This window comes from Rhodoferax ferrireducens, from assembly GCF_003347515.1.
In the GTDB taxonomy this organism is placed as follows: domain Bacteria; phylum Pseudomonadota; class Gammaproteobacteria; order Burkholderiales; family Burkholderiaceae_C; genus Rhodoferax.
In genome coordinates this window covers 240464-254260 of record NZ_QEII01000236.1, presented here as the reverse complement: position 1 = coordinate 254260, position 13797 = coordinate 240464, and the positions used below count along the sequence as shown (strand labels likewise).

The following is a 13797-nucleotide window of genomic DNA, read 5'->3' as shown; positions in this document are numbered from 1 at the left end:
ACATCAATCTGCCCGGCATCAGCGGCCTGCAGGCGCTGGCGATCCTGCGCGACGATCCGGCCACAAGACACATCCCTGTGCTGGCCATCAGCGCCAATGCCATGCCGCGCGATATCGAGAAAGGCCTAGCGGCCGGCTTCTGCTGCTACCTCACCAAGCCGATCAAAATCAATGAGTTCATGGAGGCCTTGGACAGGGCTCTGAAACTTGTGAAAACCGGATTGACAGACAGCTGACATACGGATTTCAGCAAAAACAAGAGTCGTGCGCGGCTGGTTTGCCGTGCCTGGCTCGGGTCCATACACAGCCCGCGAAAGCTGTGATACAAGCCTATCCCCCATTTGGGGGATAGGCTTGCCGGAAAGTACTCCCTAGAATGGTTCAAGAAATGCGAGCCCTCGTCTGTGCCATGCGAGGGGACAGAATTTTTCGCCGTGCGTTGCTGACAGGTATTTCAGTGGCCTGTTAGACGGTGCAAATCCCCGTATCCAGAACCTGTGAACCAATGGAGGCACGCCATGAGCAGCAAGGATACAAGCCCCGAAGATGCGCAGTTGATGCTCCACGCGCTGCGCGTGCATCAGATCGAGCTGGAGATGCAGAACGAGGAACTGCGCCGGGTGCAGCTGGAACTCGATGCTGCGCGGGCACGCTATTTCGACCTCTACGACCTGGCGCCGGTGGGCTACTGCACCGTCGATGAAGCGGGGCTGATCCTGCACGCCAACCTCACCGCCAGCGCCTTGCTGGGCCTGGCCCGCAGCGAGTTGGTGAAACGGCCCATAAGCCGGTTGATCATCCAGGCCGACCAGGACATCTACTACCTACTACGCAAACAGCTGCTTGAGTCCGGCGAACCGCAATCTTGCGAGTTGCGCATGATGGCGCATGACGGCACCTCCTTCTGGGCGCATCTGGCGGCCACCGCCGCACAAAGCAGCGCCGACGCCCCCGTGCTACGCGTTGTATTGAGCGACATCTCTGCACGCAAGCGGGCGGAACAGCAACTTATCGCGAGCGAAGAGTCGCTGCGCCAGTCCGCCTTGCACAGCCAAACCATCCTGGACAACATGGCGGACGGCGTCATCACCATCGATGCACAAGGGCTGATCGAATCCTTCAACAAGGCGGCCAGCACCATTTTTGGCTACCGCCTCGAAGCGGTGCTGGGGCGCAACGTGGCCATGCTGATGCCCGAGCCCGTACGTAGCCACTACAACGACCTACTCCAGCTGAGCCAGAGCACGGGCCCAGCCAGCATCGTCGGTCTGCCACGCGAAATACAGGGCCAGCGCGAGGATGGCAGCATCTTCCCCATGAGCCTGTCCGTGTCCAGGATTTCGCGCGCCAGACAGCCCATCTACATTGGCATCGTGCGCGACATTACCCAGCATCGCCAGGATGAAGAAGAAATTCGCCGCCTGGCCTTTTACGACCCCTTGACCGGGCTGCCCAACCGGCGCTTGCTGATTGACCGTCTGAAACAGGCCATGGCGACGTCGCGGCGCACCGGTCAGCATGGCGCCCTGATGTTTCTCGACCTGGACCATTTCAAGCGACTCAATGACACCTTGGGCCATGCTGTGGGTGACGTGCTGCTGCAGCAGGTTGCCATACGGCTGAAGGACTGTGTGCGCGAGGGGGACAGTGTGGCCCGCTTGGGCGGCGATGAATTCGTGGTGTTGCTGGAGGGCTTGAGCATCCATGACCACGAGGCGGCGGCACAAACCGAAGCGGTCGCCAACAAAATTCTGGATGCCTCCGGACAACCTTATGACTTGCTCGGCCACACCTACTCCAGCACACCGAGTATCGGCATCGTGGTGTTCATGGAGGAGCATGAAGCCATGGACGAATTGCTGAAAAAAGCCGATGTGGCCATGTACCAGGCCAAATCGGCGGGCCGCAATACCGTCCGCTTCTATGACTCCGCCACGCAAGCTGCGGCCTCCGCCCATGCCGAGCTCGAAAAAGACATGCACCGGGACCTGGCCGACAACAAGTTCGTGCTGCACTACCAAATTCAGGTGGATGCCGACGGCACGCCCGTGGGTGCCGAGGCATTGGTGCGCTGGAACCACGCCAGGCTCGGCATGTTAGCCCCCGCGCATTTCATCCGGCTGGCCGAAGCAACCGGAATGATCCTGCCCCTGAGTCAATGGATACTGGACACTGCCTGCGCGGAATTGGCCACATGGGCGAGCCAGCCCCAGACCGCGCGCTGGACGATGGCCGTCAACGTCAGCGAATCGCAGTTTTCCAGGGCCGATTTTGTAACGACCGTGGCTACCGCGCTGCAAAACACGGGGATCAACGCCCGCCTGCTCAGCCTGGAGTTGACCGAAAGAATGCTGGTGGATGATGTGGCGAACAGCATCACCAAAATGAATACGCTCAAGGCGTTAGGCGTGGGTTTCTCGTTGGACGACTTTGGCACCGGCTACTCGTCGCTGTCCTATCTGAAACAACTCCCCCTGGATCAACTCAAAATCGACCAGTCGTTTGTGCGGGACGTATTGACCAACCCCAGCAATGCGGTGATCGCCCGCACGGTCGTGGCACTGGGCCACAGCCTGGGGCTGACAGTGATTGCCGAGGGCGTGGAAACGGCGGCACAGTGTGCCCTGCTGTCAGAGTTAGGCTGTGATGCCTTCCAGGGCCTACATTTCGGGCCCCCTGCCCCGGCCAGTGAACTGGCCAGATTTATAGGTAAAAACACCGCCTAGCCCCTGTGTTACCTGCGTAGGAAGCTCCACTTTCAATAGCATAGACATGATGGCGTGCTGATGATGCGCAGCCCGTTCGACGAAGCCGTCATGGGAAAAAGCTTTCAGAATCGCCCCTGTTCAGCCTGTATCTGCCCAAGCAGCCCGCTAGAAATTTTCAAGACGCCAGCGCCATCGACCTGATCCTGGCGCTAGGTCACAGCCTGGGACTGAAGGTGATTGCCGAGGGCGTGGAGACGGCGGGCCAGCACGACTTTCTCGCCAGCGTCGGCTGTGACGCCTTCCAGGGCTACTACTTTGGGCGCTCGGGCGAGGCCAGCGCACTGGCAAACTACATCAGCAAAGCCCAGTCTGGCCCCGCAAGACTCACTAGCATGAAAAAGTTTTTTCATCGTAAGTGTGCTAGCGAACAGAGTAATTGTTGTTAGCAAAGGTAAATTGCAGCTCGCATCAAGCAAAAAGCTTTGAGATGCGAAATCGCAAGCCAATGCGTCTCCGCACACGTAAATTGCGACTCGCGTCAAGCATGAAGCATCAAGGAGTTTGGCGCTGAGAACCGCCTACCTTCTTGATTTGTGTCTATTTTTCTAAAGGCTACACCCATGCGCAACAACCTGCCTGTCACCCAGCGGGAATATGATTATTCTGCGGACCATATGCTTGTTTCGATGACGGACACCAAGGGCATCATCGTCCACTGTAACCACGCCTTCGTCGCCGTCAGCGGCTTCACCTACGATGAATTGATCGGGCAAAACCACAACCTGGTGCGCCACCCCGACATGCCGCCCGCGGCTTACAAGGACATGTGGAGCACCATCGGGCGCGGTCACCCGTGGACCGGCATGGTCAAAAACCGCCGCGCCAATGGCGACCATTACTGGGTGCAGGCCAATGTCACGCCCATCATGCACAACGGCAAACCCAAGGGTTATATGTCGGTACGCATCAAACCCTCGCGGCAGGAAATTCAGGCTGCCGAGAGCCTGTATGCACAAATGACGGCGGCCCCTGAATCCGGCCAACTGCCCTTCTACTTGCAAGGTGGCCGGGTGATTCACAAGGGCGTGCGCGGCATGACAGGGCGCATTCAGCGCATGACATTGACCAGCCGCCTGGGCCTGGCACTGGCCTTGATGACCGCCCTGGGCATGCTGCCATCGTGGCTGGCGCTTCCGGGCATGGCGGGCGTGGGCCTGCAATTCGGCTGTCTGCTGGTCGGCGCCGCCCTGGTCATGGCCTGGTTTCAGCAAAGCTTTGGCGCCGCCATCGGCGAGGCCCAGCGTTTTGCGGACGATCTGGCGGGCTGTAATCTGACCACCTCGGTCGCCACCAACTATCCGCCGCCCCTGGACTCCCTGATCCGCAGCCTGCGACAAATCCAGATCAACCTGCAGGCCGTGGTTGGCGATGTGCGCGGTGAAATCGCGAGTTTCACCCAGTCGGCGGCCGAAATTGCAGCCGGTGGCCTGGATCTCTCGGCGCGCACCGAATCGCAGGCCAGCAGCCTGCAGCAAACGGCGGCCTCCATGGAAGAAATCTCAAGCACCGTCAGGCAAACCGCAGCCACCGCGTCCCAGGTGTCGGCACAGAGCGCCAAAAGCACCGAGGTCGCCACACAGGGTGGTGCAGCGGTGCACAAGGTCGGTCTGGCCATGAAGGCCATTGACGCGTCGTCCGCCAAGGTGCGCGACATCATCGGCGTGATTGAGGGCATTGCGTTCCAGACCAACATCCTGGCGCTCAATGCCGCAGTGGAAGCCGCCCGTGCCGGCGACCAGGGCCGTGGTTTTGCCGTGGTGGCCTCCGAGGTGCGGGCGCTGGCCCAGCGTAGCGCCGTGGCGGCCAAGGAAATCCGGGAACTGATCGCCCAGTCAGCCGAGCAGATTTCTGAGGGCACGCAGCAGATGACCAGCGCCGGCGACACCATCGACAAGGTGGTGCAGTCGGTCAAGGAGGTGGGCGACCTCATCAAGCAGATCAGTCACGCCACGCAAGAGCAGTCCATGGGCATCACGCAAGTGAACGAGGCGGTCACGCAGCTGGATACCGTGACCCAGCAAAATGCCGCGCTGGTGGAGCAATCAGCTGCCTCGGCCAACGGTCTCAGTGACAGCGCCGTGACGCTGGCGCGCTCGGTGCAGGTGTTCCAGATGCGTTGAAGCGCCCGGCCTGCGCATCTGGCTATTGCCGCGCCGCGCGTGTATTGGGCGGCAGCGCTTGCGGGTAGCTGGTGCGAAACGGGTTGATGTCCAGGCCACCCCGGCGCGTGTAGCGGGCGTACACGGCCAGCTTCAGAGGCTTGCAGCGCGTCCAGAGGTCCATGAAGATGCGCTCCACGCACTGCTCGTGAAACTCGTTGTGATTGCGGAAACTCACCAGGTATTGCAGCAGGCCCTCCTGGTCGATCGGGGCGCCGGTGTAGCTGATCTGCACGCTGCCCCAGTCGGGCTGGCCCGTGACCAGGCAATTGCTCTTGAGCAGGTTGCTGACCAGCACTTCACTCACCGGGGCTTCGTCCGGCAGCACCTTGAGCAAGTCGGGCGCCGGGGTGTAGCGGCTGCATTCCACGTCCAGGCGGTCCAGGCTCAGGCCGTCGAGCTCATACACCGGCTCGCGGTCGAACAGCTCGGGCAGCAAAATCCGCACGCCGATCGAGGCCAGCGCCGGGCCACGCGCCGAGGTGGCCAGCGCGGTGTCGCGCCACACGGCCTCACTCAGGTCGGCCCGCAGGCGGGTTTTCACCGCGTCGACATCGGCAAATTGCGTGTTGTTGAAACTGTTGAGGTAGAGCTTGAAAGACTTGCTCTCGATGATGTTGGGGGTCTCGCAGGGCACGGTGAAGTGCCCCAGCGCCACCTGCGGCTTGCCACGCAGGTTCAACCAGCTCAGCTCAAACGCGGTCCAGATGTCGGCGCCGAAAAATGGCGCGGCGGCCGCGATGCCGATCTCGGCACGTTTGCCGGCACGCGCAATCGGGAACAGCAGCGATGCGTCGTACTGGTCGATGTAGGCCGACGCCTTGCCCAGCTGGGAATTTTCAGGATGGTTCATGGTGTGGGGGTTGTAGCGCGGACGTCCGCGGCTTTCAAATGGGGAAGCAGGGAGTCCAGCAGGTGGTTCACGACGTCCGGCGGCAAATCGTGGCCCATGCCCTCAATACCGACCAGTTTGGCGCCGGGAATGCGCCGGGCCGTGTCTTCGCCACAGGCATAAGGCACCAGCGGATCGGCCTTGCCGTGCAATACCAGCGTCGGAACACGTACCTGGGCAAGCTCCGTGGCACGGTTGACGTCGGCCATGACGGCCAGAATCTGCCGCAGCGTGCCGACCGGGTAAAAACCGCGCTCGACGCCCAGCAGAATGTTCGCCCGCATTTCCGCCTCCAGCATCGGAAAGCCAGGACTGCCAATAGCCTGGAACAGCTTGATGTAATGGTCCACCACCGCCTGCGGGCTGCGGTCCTTGGGGCGGCTCATCAAGACGCGAATCACCTCCGGTCGGGCTTGCGGCAGCCCTTTGGCGCCGCTGGTGCTCATGATGCTGGTCAGGCTGAGCGTGCGCTGGGGCGCGGCCAGCGCGACCCGCTGCGCAATCATGCCGCCCATGCTGACGCCGACCACATGCGCTGCCCTGATTCCCAGCGCATCCAGCACGCCGAGCGAGTCGGCCGCCATGTCGCTCAGGCTGTAAGGCGCCTGTGGCGTCAGGCCGAGCTTGAAGCGAATGCTTTGCCAGATCAGGTTGGGTTTGCCCAAGGCATTGAGCTGCTGGCTCAAACCAACGTCGCGGTTGTCGTGCCGGATCACGCGGTAACCGGCATCCACCAGGGCCTGCACCAGCTGTGGCGGCCAGGCCACGAGCTGCATGCCCAGGCCCATGATCAGCAACACGGCGGGCCGCACTTCGCCCGGGGCACCGGGGCCCGTGTCTTCGACTTCGATGTCAAGGTTGTTTGCTCTTATTTTCATAGCTATTCACGCTTATTGAACGGGGGCTAGAGGCCTATTTTCTATAAATTTCAAGAATCTTGCTGACGCCGGAAAACCAGCCGCTCCGGTTTGGAAATGATGGCCTCAAAGGCGTAGCCTTCCGCGTCAAAGCCCTGGAGCTGCTTAGGCGTCACCAGCCGGTGCGTCGCCGCAAAACGCGCCATCAGGCCGCGCGCCCGCTTGGCATAAAAACTGATGATCTTGTACTGGCCATTCTTGTACTCCTCAAAAACGCACTCGATCACGCGAGCCTTGAGCGCCTTGGTGTCCACCGCCTTGAAATATTCCTGCGAGGCCAGGTTTACCACCACCGGCGACACATCCCGCTGCAAACGCTCGTTCAGGTAGTTCGCAATCTGCGAACCCCAGAATTTGTAGAGGTTGTGGCCCTGCTCATTCGCCAGTTGCGTGCCCATTTCCAGCCGGTACGGTTGCATGTAGTCCAGCGGCCGCAGCACGCCATACAAACCACTCAGGATGCAGAGATGGTCTTGCGTCCAAGCCAGCTCATCAGGCTTGAGGCTTTTGGCGTCCAGCCCCTCGTACACATCGCCATTGAAGGCCAGCACCGCCTGTTTGGCGTTTGCCGCCGTGAATTTCGGGCGCCATGCCGCGTAACGCGCCACATTCAGACCCGCCAGGGTGTCGCTCAAACTCATCAGGCCAGCAATCTCTTGGGGTGACTTTTGCTGCAGCAGATGGATGAGCGCGCTGGACTGTTTGACGAACAGCGGTTGGGTGTGCGGGACATCGCCTGCCGGGGTTTCAAAGTCAAGGGATTTGGCAGGGGACAGGAGAAATAGCATGGAAGGCAATCAGGCGTCGCGGAGAGACTTTGATTATCCCCCGCGGATGAAAGCCCCCCTTGCCCGCGGCCATCGCAACGCCTAACTTTCATGCTTCGGAATGCGAAGCACCCCGAGTCATGAAAGCTCGTTCTTTCACATTAACGCAAGTCGCCCGCCAGTGAGGCCAGTGTCTCGGGCGCAACCAGGGTGTGCGCCGGGTAGTGGGGGTGGTCACAGCCGAGTTTGACGTTGGCCCCGGCCTTGACCGCCGCGCACATGGCCAGCGTCAGCTCGAAGCGCACAAAATGCACGGCCGAGGTTTTCTCCTCGTTCTCGCGGTCCATGTCTTCGTCGGCGATGGCGTACACGCGGGCCTGCCCTTCGACCTCGACAAACAGCCGGTCTTCGACTCCGATCAGGCGCGCCAGCTCGCGCTTGCGTTCGTTGACGTCGGGGTATTCGAGCATCATGGTGGCTTTCCAGTTGCTGCCGCTGGGCGCCAGCGGGGCATAGGCTTCGATTTCCTGCAGGATGCCTTGCTCTTCAAATATTTTCTCGATGCGCAGCATCTCCTGGATCTGGTAACGGATGGTGGTCTCGCTTTCGAACTGCAGGTTGAGGTGCTCGCCCAGGCGCACGCTGCGCAGCTTGCGGTGCGCCATCACCAAGGGTTTGTTGACCTTGCGCCACTTGGCATAGGCCTCCAGACTCATGAGGCTGTCGGGGGTGATGTTTCCGGTGATTTGCATTTCTTTTGGCTCCTCTGTTTGGCTGCAGTGCTTTCGGGGCGGGCAGGGGGTGGGAACAGCCCAAAAAGCACGCCTAAGCGTGCAATCATTTGGTCTATTCCCACCCCCTGCCCTGTCGTTCTTGGCTGATTGGGCATGCTGCGGGGGGCAGACTTTCCATCTTTCCCGCTATTTACTTCTTCAAGCCGTAGGCCCTGGCCACCAGGCTCAAAGGGTGCTGCAGTGCGGGCGCGCCTAGGTCGTTGACTTCAAAGCCCTGTGCGATGTGGTGGCCACCGAGCGGGCAGTCGGAGCTGATGAAGTCAGGTTTGGTACCGTCTTTCATGGTCGCCATGGCCTTGAACAGCGGTTTGCCGATCTTCAGGGCGGTCTGGTGGTGCGCCTTCTTCACGCCAAAAGTGCCGGCGTGGCCCGAGCAACGCTCATTCGTGTTGATGGTCGTGTCGGGAATCATCTTCAGCATTTCTTCTGTCTTTTTGCCGATGTTCTGCACCCGGCCATGACACGGTATCTGGTAGCTCACATTGCCCAGCGGCACCGGGAAGTCGGTCTTGAGCAGACCGTCGCGCTTGCGCTGCATCAGGTATTCGAACGGGTCCCACATGGCGTCCTTGACGCGCTGCACATCCGCATCGTCCGGGAACAACAAGGGGATTTCCTGCTTGAACATCAGGACGCAACTCGGCACCGCCGCGAGGATCGCGTAACCATCCCTGGCGTACTTCACCAGCACCGGCATGTTCGCTTCCTTGCTGGCCTTGACCGAATCCAGGTCGCCGAGTTCGAGCTTGGGCATGCCGCAGCATTTCTCTTTTTCGACGATCACGTAAGGCACGTCGTTGTGGTCGAGAATCTTGAGCAGGTCCAGGCCGATGCCGGGCTCGTTGTAGTTGATAAAGCAGGTGGCAAAAATAGCGACCTTGCCAGGCGTCTTTTCGCCATCCGTCACCACCGTGGCTTTGGCCTCCGGCGTGCGGGTGCGGAATTTTCGGGTGGCCAGCGCCGGCAGCCAGGCATTTTTGTCCACGCCCAGCGCGGACTCCATCACGCCCCTGGCTAATCTGGTCTTGTTCACGGCGTTGACCGTCTGCACCACGATCGGAATGCCGGCCAGCTGACCATGCACATCGGTCGAGGCCAGCAGCCTCTCGGCCATGCGCACCTCGCCCTTTTTGAACTTGATGGCCTTGGCGCGCAGCATGGTGTGCGGAAAGTCCAGATTGAACTGGTGCGGCGGCACGTACGGGCACTTGGTCATGTAGCACATGTCGCACAGATAACACTGGTCCACCACCTTGCCGTAATCCTTTTTGTCCACGCCATCGACCTCATGGGTCAAACTCTCGTCCACGAGGTCAAACAGCGTGGGAAAAGCGCCGCACAAGGCCACGCAGCGGCGGCAGGTGTGGCAGATGTCGAAAATGCGCTCCATCTCCCGCAGGGCAGCGTCCTCGTCGTAATAGTCTGCCCCTTGCCAGTCGATGGGGTGGCGGATGGGCGCCTGCAGATTGCCTTCGCGTGCCATGTTGGGGGCCTTTCGTAGTCGCGGGCGCTTCGATAAGTCGTCATTGCGAGCGAAGCGCGGCAATCCATGCATTTTGAGCGCCCGCCTGGATTGCCACGTCGCTACGCTCCTCGCAATGACGAAATAAAAGTCAATCGACCAGCTCGGCCAGCGCCTTGGTATAGCGGTTGGCGTGGGAGCGCTCGGCCTTGGCCAGGGTTTCAAACCAATCCGCCACTTCGTCATGCCCTTCGTCACGGGCGGTCTTGGCCATGCCGGGGTACATATCGGTGTACTCGTGCGTTTCGCCGGCCACGGCCGACTTCAGGTTGTCGCGGGTGGCGCCAAACGGCAGGCCGGTGGCGGGGTCACCGCACTGCTCCAGCCATTCCAGGTGGCCGTGCGCATGGCCGGTTTCACCTTCGGCTGTGGAGCGGAACAAGGCCGCGATGTCCTGCTGGCCTTCCACGTCGGCTTTGTTCGCGAAATACAGGTAACGGCGATTGGCCTGGGATTCGCCGGCGAAGGCGGCTTTCAGGTTTTCTTCGGTTTTGGTTCCTTTGAGTGTTGCCATGAAAATCTCCTTGTGGTTAAAGAAAACGGGCTTGCTTTGAACAAATATTTGCCAAAGACGCATGCAGCCTAGACCGCAAGGGGAACGCCGTCAAATTGGCTGCTTCAATGGCGTTCATTAGATTTGACTATTCAAAATACCTGTTGACAAGAATCAAGTCCCTTTTCTGCCGTGCGGGTCATGACATGGCGCTGCCGGCCAGCGTCGAATCGAAGCAAAACCCGTCGTCGAATAAAATCACTCTCTCCTCGCCCTATTTCAACCGCGGTCACGCCCTGAGCGTGCCGCGTTAGCCTCCAGCAGCCCGTACCGGGCTCTGAGTCGCCCTAGCCAAAGACACCATGAACGACGAACTGCAACAACCCGGCCTCAACAGCCTGTCCAAATCTTTTGAGCCCGCGGCCCTGGAAGCCCATTGGGGACCGGAATGGGAACGCCGGGAGTACGCGCACGCCGGCTACCGTGGCACGGGCCAGCCGAAAGTCGGCGCCGAGGCCTTCGCCATCCAGCTGCCGCCACCCAACGTCACCGGCACGCTGCACATGGGGCACGCCTTCAACCAGACCATCATGGACTCGTTGACCCGCTACCACCGCATGCGCGGCGACAACACCGTGTGGATTCCTGGCACCGACCACGCCGGCATTGCCACGCAAATCGTGGTGGAACGCCAGTTGCAGGAGCAAAAAATCAGCCGCCACGACTTGGGTCGCAAGAACTTTGTGAGCAAGGTGTGGGAGTGGAAAGAAAAGTCCGGCAATATCATCACCAACCAGATGCGCCGCATGGGCGACAGCGTGGACTGGAGCCGCGAGTACTTCACCATGGACCCGAAACTGTCCAAGACCGTAACCGAGACCTTTGTCCAACTTTATGAACAAGGCCTGATCTACCGCGGCAAACGGCTGGTGAACTGGGACCCGGTGTTGCAAAGCGCGGTCAGCGATCTGGAAGTGGAAAGCGAAGAGGAAGACGGTTTCATGTGGCACATCCGCTACCCGTTTGCCGACGGCCCGCAGCTGGTGGGCGGCGAATTGGTGGACGGTCTGGTGGTCGCCACCACCCGGCCCGAAACCATGCTGGGCGACGTGGCGGCCATGGTGCACCCTGAGGACGAGCGCTACATGCACCTGATCGGCAAACAGGTCAACCTGCCTCTGTGCGGCCGCACCATCCCCATCATTGCCGACGACTACGTGGACAAGGCCTTCGGCACCGGCGTGGTGAAAGTCACCCCCGCGCACGACCAGAACGATTACGCCGTCGGTCAGCGCCACAAGCTGCCGATGATTTGCGTGCTGACGCTGGACGCCAAGATCAATGAGGAAGCGCCCGCGGCGTATCTGGGGCAGGACCGCTTCGTGGCGCGCAAGCAGATTGTCAAAGACCTGGACGCCCTGGGCCTGCTGGTCGAAGTCAAGAAACACAAACTCATGGTGCCGCGCTGCGCCCGTACCGGTCAGGTGATCGAACCGATGCTCACCGACCAGTGGTTTGTGGCCATGAGCAAGGTCAGTCCGATCGACCCGACCGGCAAGTCGATCGCCCAGAAAGCGATTGACGCTGTGCAGTCCGGCGAGGTCAAGTTTGTGCCGGAGAACTGGGTCAACACCTACAACCAGTGGATGAACAACATCCAGGACTGGTGCATCAGCCGCCAGCTCTGGTGGGGCCATCAGATTCCAGCCTGGTACGACGAAGACGGCAACGTCATCGTGGCCCGCAACGAGGAAGAAGCGCAAGCCAAGGCGCCCGGCAAAACGCTCCGCCGCGACGAAGACGTGCTCGACACCTGGTACTCCTCCGCCTTGGTGCCTTTCTCAACGATGGGCTGGCCAAATGGCGCCCCCACGCTTGCGACTGCGTCTGCTGCGCTGCCCCCCGAGGGGGTTCTCGCGCCTAAGGGCGGCCTGTCGTCGCTCGATGACGATGCAGCGCTGGGACGAGGCGGGGACGGACGCAGCGATTTGGTGAGCGAAGCGAGTATGAGCAAGGCCGTTCCCGCCTCGTCCCAGAGCGGGGCCGACACCAACAGCCTGAACGACATTGACCTTTACCTGCCGAGCAGCGTGCTAGTAACAGGCTACGACATCATCTTCTTCTGGGTCGCCCGGATGATCATGATGACGACCCACTTCACCGGCAAAGTCCCGTTCAAACACGTCTACATCCATGGCCTGGTGCGCGACGCCCAGGGCAAGAAGATGAGCAAGTCCGAGGGCAATGTGCTCGACCCGGTGGACCTGATCGACGGCATCGCCCTGCCCGAATTGCTGGTCAAACGCTCCGAAGGCCTGCGCAAACCCGAAACCGCGCCGCAAGTGCGCAAAAATACCGAAAAAGAATTCCCCACCGGCATTCCGGCTTTCGGCGCCGATGCCCTGCGTTTCACCTTCGCCTCGCTGGCATCGCTGGGCCGTAGCATCAACTTTGACGCCAAACGCTGCGAGGGCTACCGCAATTTTTGCAACAAACTCTGGAACGCCAGCCGCTTCGTGCTGATGAACTGCGAAGGCCAGGATTGCGGCCTGAACGAGCACACGAAAGAAGAATGCGCCGTCGGCGGCGCCGCGCACGGATACCTCAATTTCAGCCAGTCCGACCGCTGGATCGTCTCACTGCTGCAACGCGCCGAAGCGGAAGTCACCAAAGGCTTTGAAGAATACCGCCTGGACAACGTGGCCAGCACGATTTATGACTTCGTCTGGAACGAGTTCTGCGACTGGTATCTGGAAATCGCCAAGGTGCAGATTCAGCAAGGCAGAGACAACCCCGATGTGCAGATCGGCCTGGCGCAGCAACGCGCCACCCGCCGCACCCTGATTCGCACCCTGGAGACCATCCTGCGCCTGGCGCACCCGGTCATTCCGTTTGTGACCGAAGAGCTGTGGCAAAAAGTAGCGCCCGTGGCCGGTCGTGCCGGTGAATCGGTCTCGATTGCCGCCTACCCTCAGGCACAGCCGGAGCGCATTGACGAGGCCGCGCTGGCCTATGTCGGCAAGCTCAAGCAGCTGGTCGATGCCTGCCGCAATCTGCGCGGCGAGATGAGCGTGTCGCCGGCCACCCGGCTGCCGCTTTTTGTGATCGCCAACCAGGCCGATGAAGCCGCCTTCTTGACCCAATCAGCACCGGTATTGAAAGCGCTGGCCAAGCTCAACGAGGTGCGCGTATTTGACGACGAAGCCGCCTGGGCCGCCGCCGCGCAGGCCGCACCCGTGGCGGTGGTGGGCGAGGCACGCATCTGCCTGTTCATGGAAATTGACGTGGGGGCCGAAAAGCTCCGCCTGGGCAAAGAGGTGGCGCGTCTGGAAGGCGAAATCGCCAAGACCGAAGGCAAACTGGGCAACGAGGCTTTTGTCGCCCGCGCGCCTGCCGCCGTCATCGAGCTGGAACGCAAGCGCATGGCCGACTTTGCGGCGACCCTGATCAAGGTGAAGGATCAGCTGAGTCGTCTGGGCTGAAGT

At 60.8% G+C, this 13797-nt stretch carries 11 protein-coding genes; 5 read left to right on the top strand and 6 right to left on the bottom strand.

The window, feature by feature from the left end; genetic code table 11:
- From C5P05_RS06925 to C5P05_RS06910, 4 genes are all read left to right on the top strand, one after another.
- A partial coding sequence (locus C5P05_RS06925; protein ID WP_157979233.1) for a response regulator occupies window positions 1-236 on the top strand: 236 nt, incomplete at its 5' end.
- A 282-nt stretch (window positions 237-518) separates the two neighbouring features.
- Window positions 519-2726, top strand: coding sequence for a putative bifunctional diguanylate cyclase/phosphodiesterase (locus C5P05_RS34930; protein WP_114969102.1), 2208 nt, complete (start codon window positions 519-521; stop codon window positions 2724-2726).
- Between the two features lie 116 nt (window positions 2727-2842).
- Complete coding sequence (locus C5P05_RS06915) at window positions 2843-3154, top strand: EAL domain-containing protein (protein ID WP_114969101.1); 312 nt, start codon at window positions 2843-2845, stop codon at window positions 3152-3154.
- A 174-nt stretch (window positions 3155-3328) separates the two neighbouring features.
- A complete protein-coding gene (locus C5P05_RS06910; RefSeq protein WP_114969100.1) occupies window positions 3329-4888 on the top strand; it encodes a methyl-accepting chemotaxis protein in 1560 nt (519 codons plus the stop codon).
- 22 nt (window positions 4889-4910) lie between these two features.
- Here C5P05_RS06910 and queF read toward each other — a convergent pair whose 3' ends face one another.
- From queF to C5P05_RS06880, 6 genes are all read right to left on the bottom strand, one after another.
- Window positions 4911-5780 carry an NADPH-dependent 7-cyano-7-deazaguanine reductase QueF gene (gene queF, locus C5P05_RS06905; RefSeq protein WP_114969099.1) on the bottom strand — a complete coding sequence of 290 codons (870 nt, stop codon included), beginning with the start codon at window positions 5778-5780 and terminating at the stop codon, window positions 4911-4913.
- On the bottom strand, window positions 5777-6697 hold the full coding sequence (locus tag C5P05_RS06900) for an alpha/beta fold hydrolase (protein WP_114969098.1): 921 nt from the start codon (window positions 6695-6697) through the stop codon (window positions 5777-5779). The genes queF and C5P05_RS06900 overlap by 4 nt, the downstream gene beginning before the upstream one ends.
- Before the next feature lie 50 nt (window positions 6698-6747).
- Entirely contained in the window at window positions 6748-7524 is a 777-nt protein-coding gene (yaaA, locus tag C5P05_RS06895; RefSeq protein WP_114969097.1) for a peroxide stress protein YaaA, read from the bottom strand.
- Between the two features lie 140 nt (window positions 7525-7664).
- Complete coding sequence (locus C5P05_RS06890; protein ID WP_114969096.1) at window positions 7665-8255, bottom strand: DUF3501 family protein; 591 nt, start codon at window positions 8253-8255, stop codon at window positions 7665-7667.
- 172 nt (window positions 8256-8427) lie between these two features.
- Window positions 8428-9780 carry a (Fe-S)-binding protein gene (locus C5P05_RS06885; RefSeq protein ID WP_114969095.1) on the bottom strand — a complete coding sequence of 451 codons (1353 nt, stop codon included), beginning with the start codon at window positions 9778-9780 and terminating at the stop codon, window positions 8428-8430.
- Window positions 9781-9910: 130 nt separating this feature from the next.
- Complete coding sequence (locus tag C5P05_RS06880) at window positions 9911-10333, bottom strand: rubrerythrin family protein (RefSeq protein WP_114969132.1); 423 nt, start codon at window positions 10331-10333, stop codon at window positions 9911-9913.
- A gap of 341 nt (window positions 10334-10674) precedes the next feature.
- On the opposite strand from C5P05_RS06880, the gene C5P05_RS06875 reads away from it, so the two are divergent.
- Entirely contained in the window at window positions 10675-13794 is a 3120-nt protein-coding gene (locus C5P05_RS06875; protein WP_114969094.1) for a valine--tRNA ligase, read from the top strand.
- The last annotated feature ends 3 nt before the right edge of the window (window positions 13795-13797 follow it).